The sequence below is a fragment of the Oscillospiraceae bacterium genome (assembly GCA_025758045.1).
Taxonomy (GTDB): Bacteria; Bacillota; Clostridia; order Oscillospirales; family Ruminococcaceae; genus Gemmiger.
Map to the genome: position 1 here is coordinate 1,401,942 of CP107208.1, position 15,966 is coordinate 1,417,907.

The following is a 15,966-nucleotide window of genomic DNA, read 5'->3' on the forward strand; positions in this document are numbered from 1 at the left end:
GATTGTGTCTGAGTGATTACAGAGATTTAACGCTTTTAAATGGCGATTAAATACCATTTATAAAGAGTTTGATCCTGGCTCAGGACGAACGCTGGCGGCGCGCCTAACACATGCAAGTCGAACGGAATCAAGAGGAGCTTGCTTTTCTTGATTTAGTGGCGAACGGGTGAGTAACGCGTGAGTAACCTGCCCTGGAGTGGGGGACAACAGTTGGAAACGACTGCTAATACCGCATAAGCCCACGGTATCGCATGGTACTGAGGGAAAAGGATTTATTCGCTCTAGGATGGACTCGCGTCCAATTAGCTAGTTGGTGAGGTAACGGCCCACCAAGGCGACGATTGGTAGCCGGACTGAGAGGTTGAACGGCCACATTGGGACTGAGACACGGCCCAGACTCCTACGGGAGGCAGCAGTGGGGGATATTGCACAATGGGGGAAACCCTGATGCAGCGACGCCGCGTGGAGGAAGAAGGTTTTCGGATTGTAAACTCCTGTCGTTAGGGACGATAATGACGGTACCTAACAAGAAAGCACCGGCTAACTACGTGCCAGCAGCCGCGGTAAAACGTAGGGTGCAAGCGTTGTCCGGAATTACTGGGTGTAAAGGGAGCGCAGGCGGACCGGCAAGTTGGAAGTGAAATCCATGGGCTCAACCCGTGAATTGCTTTCAAAACTGCTGGCCTTGAGTAGTGCAGAGGTAGGTGGAATTCCCGGTGTAGCGGTGGAATGCGTAGATATCGGGAGGAACACCAGTGGCGAAGGCGACCTACTGGGCACCAACTGACGCTGAGGCTCGAAAGCATGGGTAGCAAACAGGATTAGATACCCTGGTAGTCCATGCCGTAAACGATGATTACTAGGTGTTGGAGGATTGACCCCTTCAGTGCCGCAGTTAACACAATAAGTAATCCACCTGGGGAGTACGACCGCAAGGTTGAAACTCAAAGGAATTGACGGGGGCCCGCACAAGCAGTGGAGTATGTGGTTTAATTCGAAGCAACGCGAAGAACCTTACCAGGTCTTGACATCCGATGCATAGTGCAGAGATGCATGAAGTCCTTCGGGACATCGAGACAGGTGGTGCATGGTTGTCGTCAGCTCGTGTCGTGAGATGTTGGGTTAAGTCCCGCAACGAGCGCAACCCTTATTGCCAGTTACTACGAAAGAGGACTCTGGCGAGACTGCCGTTGACAAAACGGAGGAAGGTGGGGATGACGTCAAATCATCATGCCCTTTATGACCTGGGCTACACACGTACTACAATGGCGTTTAACAAAGAGAAGCAAGACCGCGAGGTGGAGCAAAACTCAGAAACAACGTCTCAGTTCAGATTGCAGGCTGCAACTCGCCTGCATGAAGTCGGAATTGCTAGTAATCGCGGATCAGCATGCCGCGGTGAATACGTTCCCGGGCCTTGTACACACCGCCCGTCACACCATGAGAGCCGGGGGGACCCGAAGTCGGTAGTCTAACCGCAAGGAGGACGCCGCCGAAGGTAAAACTGGTGATTGGGGTGAAGTCGTAACAAGGTAGCCGTATCGGAAGGTGCGGCTGGATCACCTCCTTTCTAGGGAGTCAGACGTTCAGCTAAAGCTGGTCTTTGGCTGAACGGACAGGAAAGCAAGTTTCAGTATTGTTCAATTTTGAGGGCCGTGCAAACGGAGCCTCAAAGCATAAGGGACACAGCGAAACCCGAAACGTGAAGAACGCGGGGGTATAGCTCAGTTGGGAGAGCACCTGCTTTGCAAGCAGGGGGTCAAGGGTTCGAATCCCTTTATCTCCACCATTTGGGCTGATAGCTCAGCTGGTTAGAGCACTCGGCTGATAACCGAGAGGTCGATGGTTCGAGTCCATTTCAGCCCACCACTGGTAATCCAGTGCGCTGGGTTACCCAAAACCTTATGTGATGTACCTTGAAAACTGAATATAGAACTGCGAAATGAGATTTTATTAGCTATGTAAAATTCCTGATTTTAATAAAAATCTATAATTTCACCAAGCGGAACTGAAGCTTAGCAATAAGCGACAGTAAAATGGTAAAATCTCGTTGGCAAATGGAGAATCTGAAATAAAGATATGTTTTGCGAAAGCGAAACAACGGTCAAGCTACAAAGGGCGCAAGGAGAATGCCTTGGCACTGGGAGCCGATGAAAGACGTGATAAGCTGCGATAAGCCTTGGGGAGGAGCAAATATCCATTGATCCAGGGATTTCTGAATGAGGAAACTCACCGAAGCTCATACTTCGGTACTGCACACTGAATCCATAGGTGTGTGGGGGGAACCGCCTGAACTGAAACATCTAAGTAGGGCGAGGAAGAGACATCAAACGAGATTCCGTTAGTAGTGGCGAGCGAACGCGGAAGAGGGCAAACCGGAAGGAGAAATCCTTCCGGGGTATGGACCGCTTTAAGGACTTAAGTTGCTAGCTGAATGGCATGGGAAGGCCATCCAAAGAGTGTGAGAGACACGTAAGCGAAAGTGACGAGAGCTGCGCGAGTTCCAGAGTACGGCCAGACACGTGAAACCTGGTCGGAAGATGGGGGGACCACCCTCCAACCCTAAATACTACCCAGTGACCGATAGCGTATAGTACTGTGAAGGAAAGGTGAAAAGGACCCCGGGAGGGGAGTGAAAGAGAACCTGAAACCTTGTGCCTACAAGCACATAGAGCACATCAACGTGTGATATGGTACTTTTTGTAGAACGGTCCGGCGAGCGATTGTATGTTGCGAGCTTAAGCGCTTAAGGCGTGGAGGCGTAGCGAGAGCGAGTCTGAAAAGGGCGTTCAGTAGCATGCAATGGGCCCGAAACCGGGTGACCTACCCATGATCAGGCTGAAGTGAAAGTAAAATTTCATGGAGGGCCGAACCGACCTCCGTTGAAAAGGCGGCGGATGAATTGTGGGTAGCGGAGAAATTCCAATCGAACTCGGAGATAGCTGGTTCTCCCCGAAATAGCTTTAGGGCTAGCCTCATATTAGATACCCGGAGGTAAAGCACTGAATGGCCTAGCGCCCGAGAGGGTAGCGAAGCCTATCAAACTAAGAATGCCGGAGTATTGATGTATGGGAGTCAGACAGTGTGAGATAAATCTCATTGTCAAAAGGGAAACAGCCCAGATCTACAGCTAAGGTCCCAAATTGTATCTAAGTGGAAAACGATGTGGAAATACGCAGACAACCAGGATGTTGGCTCAGAAGCAGCCACTCATTTAAAGAGTGCGTAATAGCTCACTGGTCGAGCGTCTCTGCGCGGAAAATTTAACGGGGCTAAGATACAAACCGAAGCTTAGGCTGCACGTAAGTGCGGGGTAGGGGAGCGTTGTGTAAGCGGAGAAACAGTAGCGTAAGCGGCTGTGGAGTTTACAGAAGTGAGAATGCCGGAATGAGTAGCGCGAATGTGGTGAGAATCCACATGGCCGGAAACCTCAGGTTTTTGGAGGAAGGTTCGTCCGCTCCAAGTTAGGCGGGAGCTAAGGTAAGGCCGAAAGGCGTAGCCGATGCACAGACGGTAGAGATTCCGTCCCCACCGAAAGACTTAAGCACAGGGACACTTTCAGAAGGTCGGAGCCAGGTGTTGGTTCTGGTAGTGATCGAGGGAAATATAGTACCGAAGTCCGGCTGGAAGAGAGGCGAGAAAAGCTGTGTGTATGTTTAAGGTGCCCGTACCGCAAACCGACACAGGTAGGTAGGAAGAAGATTCTAAGGCCAACGGGAGAAGGGTTGTTAAGGAACTCGGCAAGTTGACCCCGTAACTTCGGAATAAGGGGTGCTCACGAGAGTGAGCCGCAGAGAATAGGCCCAGGCAACTGTTTACCAAAAACACAGGTTTGTGCTAAATCGAAAGATGACGTATACGAGCTGACGCCTGCCCGGTGCTGGAAGGTTAAAAGGAGATGTGCAAGCATTGAATTGAAGCCCCAGTGAACGGCGGCCGTAACTATAACGGTCCTAAGGTAGCGAAATTCCTTGTCAGGTAAGTTCTGACCCGCATGAAAGGCGTAATGATCTGGGCACTGTCTCAACAGCCCGCCCGGCGAAATTGTAGTACCGGTGAAGATGCCGGTTACCCGCGACAAGACGGAAAGACCCCATGGAGCTTTACTGTAGCCTGATATTGGGTTTCGGTGTTGCATGCACAGGATAGATGGGACGCTGGGAAAGAGTCGCTTTGGCGATTCTGGAGCGGACGTTGGGATACCATCCTTGCGACATTGGAATTCTAACCTGCGCCTCTGAATCGAGGCGGGGGACATTGTCAGGTGGGCAGTTTGACTGGGGCGGTCGCCTCCTAAAAAGTAGCGGAGGCGTTCAAAGGTTCGCTCAGCTTGGACGGAAACCAAGCTAGAGAGTGCAAACGCAAAAGCGAGCCTGACTGCGAGACTGACGGGTCGAGCAGAGACGAAAGTCGGAGTTAGTGATCCGGTGGTATGTGAGTGGAAATGCCATCGCTCAACGGATAAAAGTTACCCTGGGGATAACAGGCTGATCTCCCCCAAGAGTCCACATCGACGGGGAGGTTTGGCACCTCGATGTCGGCTCATCGCATCCTGGGGCTGAATTCGGTCCCAAGGGTTTGGCTGTTCGCCAATTAAAGCGGTACGCGAGCTGGGTTCAGAACGTCGTGAGACAGTTCGGTCCCTATCTGTCGTGGGCGCAGGATATTTGAGAGGCGCTGTCCCTAGTACGAGAGGACCGGGATGGACGAACCTCTGGTGCACCAGTTGTCACGCCAGTGGCACAGCTGGGCAGCTATGTTCGGATCGGATAAACGCTGAAAGCATCTAAGCGTGAAGCCGGCCTTAAGATAAGATATCCCACTGAGTCAATCAGGTAAGACCCCTTGAAGACTACAAGGTTGATAGGCACAGAGTGTAAGCGGAGTGATCCGTTCAGCTAGTGTGTACTAATAGGTCGAGGGCTTGACCCCATCTTTAAAAGATACTCTATTTGCTAAAGCAGTTCGATATTCAGTTTTGAGGGTACATCCTCAGAAAAAAGAGACGGTCGGTGTCGATGACGGTGAGGTTCCACCTGTTCCCATTCCGAACACAGAAGTTAAGCTCACTCGTGCCGAAGATAGTTGGCTGGAGACGGCCTGTGAAAATAGGTAGATGCCGACTTCTCTTTTAAAGAACAAGCCTCCGGGCCGGGTTTTGGCCCAGCCTGGAGCTTGTTTATATGCACCATTAGCTCAGTTGGTAGAGCAACTGACTCTTAATCAGTGGGTCCTGGGTTCGAGTCCCCGATGGTGCACCACAAAATACCTCGCACGAAGCTGCGGGGTATTTTTATTTTATGTTGATATACCGTTGAAAATAAACGAGCATAGCCTTTGAAACAAGATAAGCCTTGAAAAATAAGTCGAATCATAAGACTGGTTACGATAGGCTAAAAACTGCCGAAAATGGCTCTAATTGCCATGCGCGTAACAGTTTACCGATATACATTTTATTAGTCAGTATGCGGCGCATTAAGAACAACATGAACATTCGCATTTGTGGCCGCGCAGACACTACACTGTCTACCATCATCATCGGGGACGGACGCGCAGCTGAGCAGATTCCGCACGATGCACAGGGGCGCTTCATTATTGAAGACGGCACGGTGTTTCAGGCGTATTATTTTAGCGACGATACAATTTCAAAGTGGTAATATAAAAGGCAGACGTTTTTAGCGCCTGCCTTTTGTTTTTTATCGGGTATTAGAGAAAACCTACCCATATACCAACGGCAATAAGTAGTATGCCTAATAATCTGCCCACAAGTTTTGCTTTTTGGTATCCTAAAAGTTCTGCTGTTTCAGGAGTAGTAAATGGAAGTAAGACAACATCAATACCCATTACTATAATTCCGATTCCGATTGCGGAAGCGCGATTACTTAGGGCGATGCCATAAAGTAGAATGAGAAAACCTAAAGCAATGCCCAAAATAAAATACTTGGTTTTACGGCTATCTTTTTCCAGCGCTTCTTTATAGTTGCTTTCGCATTCATTGCAGCAAAATTCGGAAGTGCCATTTAGTTCATTCCCGCAGTATTTACATTTCTTCATACGAATACCTATAATGGTTAAATAAACTGGAAATTACCATTTCCCTTTAGCAATTCGCCCGCCGACCAAGATGGCGGAAAAAATAGCAGCGAAAAATAAGAATGTAAGCCAAATTGGACTTAGTACCCACAACCAAGACCATGAAATGAATCTTGCTGCTTTTAGTACAACAAAAATCAGCGTTAAAACAACAATGGGGTCATGTCTATGCCGTCCATACCGTTTAGATTCATTCTTCATGCGTATAATCACCTCACGGTTTCAGTTTAGCTAATTGTATCATATACCGTGTTGCTTTACAAGCAACTTGCCATTTTAATCTATATCAAGTAGTCAGACCGCTGCTGATGTCTTTGGGTGGCGGTATATTCTGGAAATGCCCATATCTCAACACTTACGCTTTCCTCAATCTCAACTCACGTTATCCAATCGGGATAAGGAGATGTGGGTTGTTCCGCGATTAACCAGAAAAAGAGGAATGGGGAAATGTCAAGGGGACTGTGGAATACCGCAGCCCAGTTTGTAGAGCGAGGATATGCCGCAAAAGCCCCTTGATATTTCAACACCCCTCTTTTATCCTCGCGCGGAGGAACAACAGCATCACTTCCGGGTGAGCAGTCGTGTGATGCCGATGCCGCCCGGACAAACAAAAGTGTTCGGGTTTGCTCCCACATGGTGCACCACAAAATACCTCGCACGAAGCTGCGGGGTATTTTTTTATTGCTTGTTTTTGAGGGAACTGCCGTTTGTGCACCATTGGGGACGAGAATGGCTTGCTGTGGAGGTGACCGCCGCCTGCGGCGGAGACAGAGATCCAGAGCAGGCGCAGCGGTCGCAGAGGACAAGCCCCGCCCAAGGGGCGCAGGCCGATGCGGTAACCGCAAGTCGTAGGCCGGCGGTACGTCCCGCCGGACAAAAACAGTCCAGTGGACGGTTTTTAGAGCGCGGGGGATTTTATGCCTCGCCCAGAATCTGCTTGATCTCTGCCAAATCAGCGGCAAAGTAGATGCCCTCCTGGCGGGCGGGGGTGGAGAGGCCGGTTTCGATCATGTGGTCCAACAGGGATTTTAGGCTGTCGTAATAGTTGTTGAGGTTGTAGAGGATGCAGGGAGCATCCAGGTGCTTGAGGGACACTTTCGACATGACCTCAGTGATCTCCTCCAGCGTGCCGGTGCCGCCTGGGAACGCGATAAAAGCATCGCCCAGCTCGATCATTTTGGCTTTGCGCTCGGTCATGTCCTGCGTGACGATCAACTGCGTCAGGCCGTCCAGCTCGTAGCCTTCATCAATGAAAAACTGCGGTTCTACGCCGATCACGGGACCGCCGGCGGCCATTACGCTGCGGGCCAGCACACCCATCAGGCCGCTGGCAGAGCCGCCGTAGACCAGCGTGTGGCCGCTTTTGCCGATCCATTGCCCCAGCTCGGCCACGGTAGTTTGCAGGGCGGGGTCTGTGCCATAATTGGCGCCTAAATATACAGTAACATTCATAGCAGGTGCTCCCTTTTACTTTGCTATACAGCCAGCATAACGCGAACCACGCCATTTTGCAAGAGCGAATCGTCCAAAGCGGGGCGGCAGCAGCCGTAAAACACTGCGCAATCATGTTGATAATTGTCTTGCAATCTAACAATAAACTTTCTATAATAAAAATATCGAAAATTTTAACAAAATGCTGCGGTATGACGATGCGCATTTTGTGCGGGAGTTGAGCGCGTGTGAAGAAAATACGGATCGAACGGGTCAGCATTGGGAGCATTGCGGTGACCATTCTGCTGGGCATCCTGCTTGTGTTTGTTTCGTCTGAGTGCACGCAGCAGTTTGCGGCGTTGCAGACCGCCACGGATGAATATATTGAGTGCGAAAACCAGGCAAGTGAGCTGCAGGCGGCATCGGATTATCTGGCCGAGCAGGTGCGGCTGTTTGTGGTGACCGGGCAGCGAGAGTACATGGACCTTTACTTTGAGGAAAAGGACGTGACCCGGCGCCAGGAGAAGGCGTTCGCCTATTTGGAACAGGAATTTGACGGAACAACGTCGTTGGAATCACTGAAAACTGCGCTGAACAGCACCAAAAATCTGAGCTATGCCGACCGTTATGCCATGCGGCTGGCGGCCGAGGCCTACATTGCGGACGGGGAAAGCTGGCCGGAGGCCATCCGGGCGGTGACGCTGCACGAGAGCGACCAGCGGATGACCGACAGCGAGAAGATCCGCAAGGCACAGCAGCTGGTTTGCAACGACCAGTACCAGACGCTGCGGGAGAACATCAACGACAATGTTGCGGCCTGCACCCAAAGCCTGATCGAACAGACGAAGAACCGCCAAAACAACGCAGCAACGGTGTTCAGTGACATTTATTTTAGGTTTGAGATCAGCGTAGTGGCGTTGATTTTGATGGTGCTGATGATGTGCGCCATCGTGCAGCATTTAATCGTAAAGCCGCTGCTGCTGTACGGAAAGAGCATCCAGAACGGGGAGATCTTTCCGGTGGTGGGCGCGGCGGAGCTGCAAAACCTGGCCGTGACCTACAACAAAGTCTACCTGGAAAACCAGGAGACGCAGAAGCTCATCCGTCATGAGGCCGAGCATGACGCACTGACCGATGCGCTGAATCGAGGGTCGTTTGAGAAGATTTTGTCCATTTACGAGAAGGGGCAGTCAGACTTTGCCATGATCATCTGCGATGTGGACAGCTTCAAGACCGTTAACGACACCTACGGCCATGCGGTAGGCGATGAAATTTTGAAAAAGGTGGCATCCCTGCTGCAGAAAGCGTTCCGCAGCATCGACTATGTCTGCCGCATCGGCGGCGACGAGTTCGCGGTCATTATGGTGGATATGACCACCGACCTGACCAACACTGTTAAAGAAAAAATCGATATAGTCAACGACCTGCTGAGCAACCCGGCCGACGGGTTGCCGCCTGTCTCGCTGAGCGTTGGCGTGGCGTTTTCTGACCGGCAGGACCCGGGGGAGAGCATCTTTAAGGATGCCGACCACGCGCTGTACCATGTAAAGCAGCACGGCAAGCATGGCTGCGGCTTTTATGGCGCAGAGCAGGAGCCTTGCGCGGAGCCGGATGCCGCAGTACCCATGAGCGAAACTGAATAGCGTTAAAGGGAAGGACTGAGGCCTTTCCCTTTTTTGTGGTGCTTGCGCGGTGCGGCAAATTGTGGTAGTATGGCAGGAGAAATGAGGGGGATGAAAGTATGTCGATCAGTATCCTGCTGGCGGAAAAAATCGCGCAGTTGTTTCTGATTTTGCTGATGGGGTATCTGGTGGTCCGGGTCGGGCTGTTGAAGCCTGAGGACAGCCGGGTGCTGTCGGTCATCATGGTGTATCTGGTCATGCCGTGCATGATCCTGAACGCGTTCCAGATCGACAACACGCCGGAGGTGCGCACCGGCATTGCGTATTCGTTTGTGGTGGCAGGCATCATGCACCTGCTGTTTTTGGCGCTGACGGCGCTGCTGAAAAAGCCGCTGAAACTGGATGTGATTGAGCGGTGTGCTGTGATTTATTCCAACGCATCGGCGTTGGTCATCCCGCTGCTGCAGGCTACGCTGGGCAGTGAGTATGTGGTGTATTCCTGCGGGTTCATCATTGTGCAGCTGGTGCTGCTGTGGACCCATTGCTGCACGGTGCTGCGGGGCGACAAGGGCATTGACCTGAAAAAAATCGTGACGAACCTGAACCTGATCGCCATTGTGGCGGCGGCGCTGCTGTTTGCGCTGCACATCACGCTGCCGGCGGGGCTGGTGACGACCATCTCCAGCGTGGGCAATATGATCGGTCCGCTGGGTATGCTGCTGGCGGGCATGGCAATCGCGTCCAGCCCGCTGAAAAAGCTGGTGCTTACGCCGCGGTATTATTTGACCGTGTTTTTGCGTTTGATTTTGTACCCGATGGTGACGCTGGGGTTGTTATGGCTGCTGAAAGCGCAGACCTGGATCCCAGACGGCAAGGCGATTTTGATGACAGTGTTTTTGTCCGGCATTACGCCGGTATGTTCGGCGTTGAACTCGATGGTGCAGTTGTATGACCGCGATATGGAGGAATCCGGTGCTTTGTACGTGTTGACAACGTTGTTGTCGATTGCAACGATGCCGATGGTGATTGCGGTGTTTGAACGAGTTATTTGATTATGGCAATACCGCATAATTCTAAGTGCCGATACGGCGAGCGAGGTGCGGCAGATGCTAAGCCAAAAGCGCAGATAATACTTTGTGTATTATCGAGCATTTTGGCAACGCAGATGCCGTGCCGCAGCCGCCGGAGCGGTGCTTAAGCCGTCAGGCGGGAATTGTGCGGTGTTGCCTTATATTTGTGCGGTTATCCGGCCCTGCCTACCTTGAGGCAGGGCCTTTTTTAGTGGGTGGCACCTCTTAGGAACAAATCAAGAAGTTTCCACAGGTTTATATTGCAAAACCTTCTCAGAGAACGCGCCATTGAAGAATTGAATGAAAGGTCCAAGACCGAAGGCGCAGACCAGGGTGCCGATGCCGACCAGGCCGCCCAGCAGGAAGGTGATGGCCGCACAGAGTGCATCGGTAAAGACGCGGCAGCCGAAGTAAGGCTTGTGCAGGTGGTCCTGCAGGGCCAGAGCCAGCGAATCGTAAGGTGCAACGCCCAGGTCGGCCGTCTGGTACAGCGAGCAACCAAACGCTGTGACAGGCACGGCAATCACGACCCACAGCAGCTGGATGGGCAGCTGTTCGGCAGGGCCGAACCAGCCCGCAATGATGTCGTAGAAAAAAGTGATGATGAACCCACAGCCCAGGCCGTTGACCAGGGTGCCCAGGCCAATGTACTTGCGGCCCCAGATGAATTCCACCACCAAGAACACCAGATTGGTGCAGATGTTCTGCACGCCCAGCGAGATGCCCAGCAGCTCGGACAGGCGGATGTTCAGGGCCGTGATGGAATCATTGCCCAGGTGGGATTGCTTGAAGATGGCAATGCCCAGCGAGATGATGACGATGCCGATCACCATACCCAGGACACGGCGCACAGTAGGACGTTCCGTTTTCATGGTTTTCTCCAGCTTTCCTTATTAGACTATAAATGCAGAGGGTTGTATCCAGTGTAACACGTCGTGCAGCGCGGGTCAACCGTTGCGGCGGCTGCAGGTGCGCATGCCATTGACGCCCGCACCCAGGAACATCACGTTGATGCTGACATTCAGCCACAGGATGACCAGGATGATCGAGGTCAGGGAGCCGTAAATATAGGACAGCTTCCAGGATGTGCGAATATAATAGGTGAAGATCGAGGAGAAAACGAACCAGACAACAGCCGTAAACAGCGCCCCGGGCAGCTGGTCCCGCATACGGCGGCGGCCGCCCGGCACGAAGGTGTAGATCAGGACAAAAGTCAGGATGGACAGCCCGAAGGCCGCCAGCGCACTGAAGCTGACCAAACTGTGCAGCCTGAGAAACAGATGGCTCTGGGACAGCCAGGGCAGCAGGCTCAACGCCCAATGCAGCAGGGGGCTGAGGTTCTGGCAGAACAGCACGATCAGCAGCAGCCACAAAAACGCGAAGGTGTACACTACCGCCCACAGCCGGTCGAGCATCGTGCGGCGGGAGCCGGGGGTCAACTTTTGCAGGCCCTTCTGGATGGCTGCCATGCCGCTGGACGCCGACACCAGTGTGGTAATAACGGCCAGCGATGCCACAAAGGTGTTGGAGTTCTCGTTCATGCTGGTGATAAGGCCGGCGATGGTATCACGAATGACCGGAAGATCCGGCAGAAAACGGAAAAACAGCTCGACTACGCTGTCCACCGTAAAGCCCGGCAGGGTGTTGACCACCACCAGCAGCCACATCAGCAGCGGAAAAAACGCCGTGAGCAGGAAAAGCGTGGCGTGCCCGGCGTAGACCGTCATGTCCTGGGCCATGTACTGCTGCAGCAGGGTGATGGCGGGCTGCAGTTTTTTCTTCATGCTTCCACCCCCGGGCACAGGCCGCGCATGGCGTTGTGGATCAGCCGATAGGTGCGCTGGGCCATCACCTCGGGCGGGGCGGGTTCCTTGGCCTGGAGCCAGTTTTTGATAAGCCCCACGCAGCCAGACAGGCAAAAGGAATACCCGCTGTCCAGATCGGCCCGGTGATCCGGGTAGGCATCGGCCAGTACCTGCAGGCTGTAGCGGGAGAGGATGGCTTCGATCTGCAGCAAAAACGCCATGTCGCCGTGGGGACCCAGCAGTGCGGCGCAGATCTCGCGGTTTTCGGCCATCAGGGAAAACAGATCCCCCACCAGCGGGAAAATCTGCGCCTGGTGCGGGTCGATGGGGTGTGCCTGCACGGACGCCTCAATGCGTTCCAGCAGCTCGCCCTCGACGGAAGCCAGCATCTGGTCAATGTCGGTGTAGTGCAGGTAAAAGGTGGAACGGTTCACGTTGGCGTGGGCGACCAGCTCTTTTACGGTGATGTCGCCTGCGTTTTTCTCCTGCATCAGCTCGGCCAGGCCCTGGCGCAGCAGGGCACGGGTACGCAGGATGCGGCGGTCGGTTTTGGGTGCCGTCATAAGCGGAAAATCCTTTCCGGTGCGTTACAATTTCTATAATAGACATTATACGCCGAACCGGGGAGAAAAGCAACACGGTGTTGCATATCGGACGCCTTTTGCCGAAAATGCAGGGCAGCGGCCCGTCAACCAGACAACGCTTGCCATGCCGCAGAAATTGGCGTATATTGATGGTATAGACGTATCCGGGGGAGGAAACAGGACGATGGAAGCGAAGGATAAAATTATAGTGCGGGGCGAGCTGGCGTTGGTGCTGGCCGTGCTCATCAACAGCTTTGCAGTGGCCGTGACGGTGTATGCGGGGCTGGGCATTTCGCCGGTGTCCAGCTTCCCGTATGCGGTGTCGCTGGTATTTCCGTTTTTGACGCTGGGCACCTGGACGTACCTGTTCCAGGGCGTGCTGGTCATTACGTTGATGGTGCTGCGCAAACGGTTTGTGCCGTCGTACCTGTTCAGCTTTGTGGCGGGCTTTTTCTTCGGCAAGCTGCTGGATGTGTTTGGTGCGTGGCTGCCCTGCCTGCCCTACAGCTGGGGCTGGCGCATCTTCTACTTTGTGGCCAGCTGCCCGGTCATCGCGCTGGGCATTGCACTGTCCAACCGGTGCAAGCTGCCGATCATCCCGACGGATCTGTTTGCCCGGGACCTTTCGGAGATTATCCGCAAGCCTTACGCCAAGGTCAAGACGACCATGGACCTGACTTGCGTTGCGGTATCCATTGTGCTGACCGTAGTGGGTACCGGTACGCTGAAGGGAGTAGGCATCGGCACGGTGGTGGCTGCCCTGACCTATGGACGGACCGCTGGTTTGATTGGCAATTTGATTGATAAGAAGTTTTATTTTGTATCAGTGCTGGAGAAATAAACGAATTGCCTCCGCAGGGTGGCGCGGAACGGAAGCCACTCCATAAGACAAAAGGAGTCAGCCAAGATAAAAAGCATTTATCTGATGAGCCACGGCGAGACATTATTTAAGGCAACACCGCACAATTCCCGCCTGACGGCTTAAGCACCTCGCTCGCCGTGTCGGCACTTAGAATTATGCGGTATTGCCTTAATACATGGTAACTTCGTGATAGAAAAAATTATCAACCCAGATGGGCAAAAATCACCCCAGCGCCACATCCAGCACCATCATCACGCTGAATCCCAGCGCAAAGCAGATGGTGCCGACGTTGGAGTGCTCGCCCTGGGACATTTCGGGGATCAGCTCCTCGACCACGACGTAGATCATGGCCCCGGCGGCAAAGCTGAGCAGGTAGGGCAGGGCAGGCACCACCAGCCCGGCGGCCCAGATGGTAAACAGTGCGCCCACTGGCTCCACGGCACCGGACAGCGTACCCGCCCAGAACGCCCGGCCGCGGCTCATGCCCTCGGCTTTCAGAGGCATCGAAATGATAGCGCCCTCGGGAAAGTTCTGGATGGCAATGCCCAGGGACAGCGCCAGTGCACCCATCGCCGTGATAGACGCACTGCCCGTTAAGTAACCCGCGTACACCACGCCGACGGCCATGCCCTCAGGGATGTTGTGCAGCGTGACGGCCAGCACCAGCATCGTGGTGCGGGAAAAGCCGCTGTGGGGGCCTTCGGGAGTGTCGGCACCCTGGTGCAGATGAGGCACCGCCATATCCAGCAGCAGCAAAAAGCCGATGCCCAGCCAGAAGCCCACGGCGGCGGGGATGAACGCCAGCCGCCCCAGGCCCTTGGACTGCTCCATGGCGGGGATGAGCAAACTCCAGATCGACGCCGCTACCATGACCCCGGCGGCAAAGCCGGTTAAAGCGCGCTGCACACCTTCGTGCAGCGTTTTTTTCATGAAAAATACGCAGGCGGACCCCAGCGTAGTACCGGCAAAGGGGATAAGGATACCGGGTAAACATTGCATTAGCATAAACTAACCCTCCCTGTAAAAAAATGACCCGCCCGGCCCAAAACGGCAGTAACAGCGGGGAAAAGTTGACGAAAAACGAAAACACGATATTTGCCCTTATCCTACCACACCCGGCCCGTGCCGTCAATAGCCGGGAAGATGTGAACCATTGGTTAAAAATATATCAAAAACACTTGCGCAAATTCCTTTTTATGCGTATAATATGGGTATTGGGCGCAAAACGTCCCCATAACTAATGTGTAATACCGAGAGGAGCTTTTACTATGGGTTTGGGTAAAAAGACCATTGACGATGAAAACTACGCTGGTAAGCGCGTGCTGGTTCGCTGCGACTTCAACGTCCCGATGAAGGACGGCGTGATCACCAATGACAACCGTATCAACGCGGCTCTGCCGACCATCAAAAAGCTGATCAATGATGGCGCCAAGGTCATTCTGTGCAGCCACCTGGGCAAGCCGAAGAACGGCCCCGAGGCCAAGTTCAGCCTGGCCCCTGTTGCTGTCCGCCTGAGCGAGAAGCTGGGCCAGCCCGTCACCTTTGCTGACGATGACACCGTTGTCGGCGAGAACGCCAAGGCTGCTGTTGCCACCATGGGCAACGGCGATGTTGTTCTGCTGCAGAACACCCGTTTCCGCAAGGAAGAGACCAAGAATGAGCCCGCTTTCAGCGAGGAGCTGGCCAGCCTGGCCGATGCTTACGTGGATGACGCTTTCGGCTCCTGCCATCGCGCCCACTGCTCCACCGCCGGTGTTACCGACTACATTAAGGATACCGCTGTCGGCTACCTGATGGAAAAGGAGATCAAGTACCTGGGCAACGCAGTGAACGATCCCGAGCGTCCCTTCACCGCCATTCTGGGCGGCGCTAAGGTCGCTGATAAGCTGAACGTTATCTCCAACTTGCTGGAAAAGGTCGACACCCTGATCATCGGCGGCGGCATGGCCTACACCTTCCTGAAGGCCCAGGGCTACGAGATCGGCAAGAGCCTGTGCGATGACTCCAAGCTGGATTACTGCAAGGAAATGATGGCTAAGGCCCAGGAGAAGGGCGTTAAGCTGCTGCTGCCCGTTGATGCTGCCTGCATCAAAGACTTCCCTGATCCCATCGATGCCCCTGTCGAGACCGTCATTGTTCCTGTTGACGCTATCCCGGCTGACCAGGAAGGCTGCGACATCGGCCCCGAGACCATGAAGCTGTTCGCTGATGCCGTCAAGGCCAGCAAAACCGTTGTCTGGAACGGCCCCATGGGCGTCTTCGAGAACCCGACCCTGGCTGCCGGCACCCTGGCTGTTGCCAAGGCTATGGCTGAGAGCGACGCTACCACCGTGATCGGCGGCGGCGACAGCGCTGCAGCTGTCCAGCAGATGGGCCTGGGCGACAAGATGACCCACATCTCCACCGGTGGTGGTGCTTCTCTGGAGTACCTGGAGGGCAAGGAACTGCCCGGCATCGCCGTTATCCAGAAAGCTTAATTTGTAACCCGCAGGGCGCGGC

Annotated in this window: 12 protein-coding genes, 3 tRNA genes and 3 rRNA genes; 11 read left to right on the forward strand and 7 right to left on the reverse strand. The window is 53.7% G+C overall.

Features of this window, described 5'->3' with window-relative positions; translation table 11 throughout:
• Positions 1-56 precede the first annotated feature (56 nt).
• From OGM81_06660 to OGM81_06690, 7 genes are all read left to right on the forward strand, one after another.
• Positions 57-1,570 (forward strand): 16S ribosomal RNA (locus tag OGM81_06660).
• A 143-nt stretch (positions 1,571-1,713) separates the two neighbouring features.
• Positions 1,714-1,789, forward strand: a tRNA-Ala gene (locus OGM81_06665).
• Between the two features lie 3 nt (positions 1,790-1,792).
• Positions 1,793-1,869, forward strand: a tRNA-Ile gene (locus OGM81_06670).
• Between the two features lie 233 nt (positions 1,870-2,102).
• Positions 2,103-4,932: ribosomal RNA gene (locus OGM81_06675) — 23S ribosomal RNA — on the forward strand.
• Between the two features lie 76 nt (positions 4,933-5,008).
• A 5S ribosomal RNA gene (gene rrf / locus OGM81_06680) occupies positions 5,009-5,125 on the forward strand.
• The 16S, 23S and 5S rRNA genes sit together here with 3 tRNA genes alongside, the layout of an rRNA operon.
• A 60-nt stretch (positions 5,126-5,185) precedes the next feature.
• Positions 5,186-5,261 (forward strand) — tRNA-Lys (locus tag OGM81_06685).
• 225 nt (positions 5,262-5,486) lie between these two features.
• Positions 5,487-5,657 carry a hypothetical protein gene (locus tag OGM81_06690; GenBank protein UYJ44792.1) on the forward strand — a complete coding sequence of 57 codons (171 nt, stop codon included), beginning with the start codon at positions 5,487-5,489 and terminating at the stop codon, positions 5,655-5,657.
• Positions 5,658-5,706: 49 nt separating this feature from the next.
• On the opposite strand, the gene OGM81_06695 is transcribed toward OGM81_06690, so the two are convergent.
• The 3 genes from OGM81_06695 to OGM81_06705 all read right to left on the reverse strand — a co-directional run bounded on the left by OGM81_06695 (position 5,707) and on the right by OGM81_06705 (position 7,545).
• On the reverse strand, positions 5,707-6,054 hold the full coding sequence (locus OGM81_06695; GenBank protein ID UYJ44793.1) for a DUF2116 family Zn-ribbon domain-containing protein: 348 nt from the start codon (positions 6,052-6,054) through the stop codon (positions 5,707-5,709).
• Positions 6,055-6,087: 33 nt separating this feature from the next.
• Positions 6,088-6,294 carry a hypothetical protein gene (locus OGM81_06700; GenBank protein UYJ44794.1) on the reverse strand — a complete coding sequence of 69 codons (207 nt, stop codon included), beginning with the start codon at positions 6,292-6,294 and terminating at the stop codon, positions 6,088-6,090.
• A 714-nt stretch (positions 6,295-7,008) separates the two neighbouring features.
• Positions 7,009-7,545 carry a TIGR00730 family Rossman fold protein gene (locus OGM81_06705; protein ID UYJ44795.1) on the reverse strand — a complete coding sequence of 179 codons (537 nt, stop codon included), beginning with the start codon at positions 7,543-7,545 and terminating at the stop codon, positions 7,009-7,011.
• Positions 7,546-7,772: 227 nt separating this feature from the next.
• Here OGM81_06705 and OGM81_06710 point away from each other — a divergent pair, with 227 nt between their 5' ends.
• Both OGM81_06710 and OGM81_06715 read left to right on the forward strand, forming a co-directional pair.
• Positions 7,773-9,167 carry a diguanylate cyclase gene (locus tag OGM81_06710; GenBank protein UYJ44796.1) on the forward strand — a complete coding sequence of 465 codons (1,395 nt, stop codon included), beginning with the start codon at positions 7,773-7,775 and terminating at the stop codon, positions 9,165-9,167.
• A gap of 98 nt (positions 9,168-9,265) precedes the next feature.
• On the forward strand, positions 9,266-10,198 hold the full coding sequence (locus OGM81_06715) for an AEC family transporter (GenBank protein UYJ44797.1): 933 nt from the start codon (positions 9,266-9,268) through the stop codon (positions 10,196-10,198).
• A 254-nt stretch (positions 10,199-10,452) separates the two neighbouring features.
• On the opposite strand, the gene OGM81_06720 is transcribed toward OGM81_06715, so the two are convergent.
• From OGM81_06720 to OGM81_06730, 3 genes are all read right to left on the reverse strand, one after another.
• The gene (locus OGM81_06720; protein UYJ44798.1) at positions 10,453-11,088 is read right to left on the reverse strand and encodes a DUF6198 family protein; all 636 of its coding nucleotides are present in this window, start codon (positions 11,086-11,088) and stop codon (positions 10,453-10,455) included.
• Between the two features lie 75 nt (positions 11,089-11,163).
• The gene (locus tag OGM81_06725; protein ID UYJ44799.1) at positions 11,164-12,000 is read right to left on the reverse strand and encodes a YihY/virulence factor BrkB family protein; all 837 of its coding nucleotides are present in this window, start codon (positions 11,998-12,000) and stop codon (positions 11,164-11,166) included.
• Positions 11,997-12,584 (reverse strand): TetR/AcrR family transcriptional regulator, encoded by a 588-nt coding sequence (locus tag OGM81_06730; GenBank protein ID UYJ44800.1) that lies wholly within the window; start codon positions 12,582-12,584, stop codon positions 11,997-11,999. Before OGM81_06730 ends, OGM81_06725 begins: the two co-directional genes overlap by 4 nt.
• Before the next feature lie 205 nt (positions 12,585-12,789).
• On the opposite strand from OGM81_06730, the gene OGM81_06735 reads away from it, so the two are divergent.
• Positions 12,790-13,446, forward strand: coding sequence for a DUF6198 family protein (locus OGM81_06735; protein ID UYJ44801.1), 657 nt, complete (start codon positions 12,790-12,792; stop codon positions 13,444-13,446).
• Positions 13,447-13,689: 243 nt separating this feature from the next.
• Here OGM81_06735 and OGM81_06740 read toward each other — a convergent pair whose 3' ends face one another.
• Entirely contained in the window at positions 13,690-14,472 is a 783-nt protein-coding gene (locus OGM81_06740) for a ZIP family metal transporter (protein UYJ44802.1), read from the reverse strand.
• 263 nt (positions 14,473-14,735) lie between these two features.
• Here OGM81_06740 and OGM81_06745 point away from each other — a divergent pair, with 263 nt between their 5' ends.
• On the forward strand, positions 14,736-15,944 hold the full coding sequence (locus OGM81_06745; protein UYJ44803.1) for a phosphoglycerate kinase: 1,209 nt from the start codon (positions 14,736-14,738) through the stop codon (positions 15,942-15,944).
• Positions 15,945-15,966 lie beyond the last annotated feature (22 nt).

Coding starts and splice junctions, on each gene's coding strand:
- OGM81_06705 (UYJ44795.1), bottom strand. CDS start 7,545: ATGAATGTTACTGTATATTTAGGCGCCAATTATGGCACAGACCCCGCC.
- OGM81_06740 (UYJ44802.1), bottom strand. CDS start 14,472: ATGCTAATGCAATGTTTACCCGGTATCCTTATCCCCTTTGCCGGTACT.
- OGM81_06730 (UYJ44800.1), bottom strand. CDS start 12,584: ATGACGGCACCCAAAACCGACCGCCGCATCCTGCGTACCCGTGCCCTG.
- OGM81_06700 (UYJ44794.1), bottom strand. CDS start 6,294: ATGAAGAATGAATCTAAACGGTATGGACGGCATAGACATGACCCCATT.
- OGM81_06695 (UYJ44793.1), bottom strand. CDS start 6,054: ATGAAGAAATGTAAATACTGCGGGAATGAACTAAATGGCACTTCCGAA.
- OGM81_06690 (UYJ44792.1), top strand. CDS start 5,487: ATGAACATTCGCATTTGTGGCCGCGCAGACACTACACTGTCTACCATC.
- OGM81_06715 (UYJ44797.1), top strand. CDS start 9,266: ATGTCGATCAGTATCCTGCTGGCGGAAAAAATCGCGCAGTTGTTTCTG.
- OGM81_06745 (UYJ44803.1), top strand. CDS start 14,736: ATGGGTTTGGGTAAAAAGACCATTGACGATGAAAACTACGCTGGTAAG.
- OGM81_06725 (UYJ44799.1), bottom strand. CDS start 12,000: ATGAAGAAAAAACTGCAGCCCGCCATCACCCTGCTGCAGCAGTACATG.
- OGM81_06735 (UYJ44801.1), top strand. CDS start 12,790: ATGGAAGCGAAGGATAAAATTATAGTGCGGGGCGAGCTGGCGTTGGTG.
- OGM81_06720 (UYJ44798.1), bottom strand. CDS start 11,088: ATGAAAACGGAACGTCCTACTGTGCGCCGTGTCCTGGGTATGGTGATC.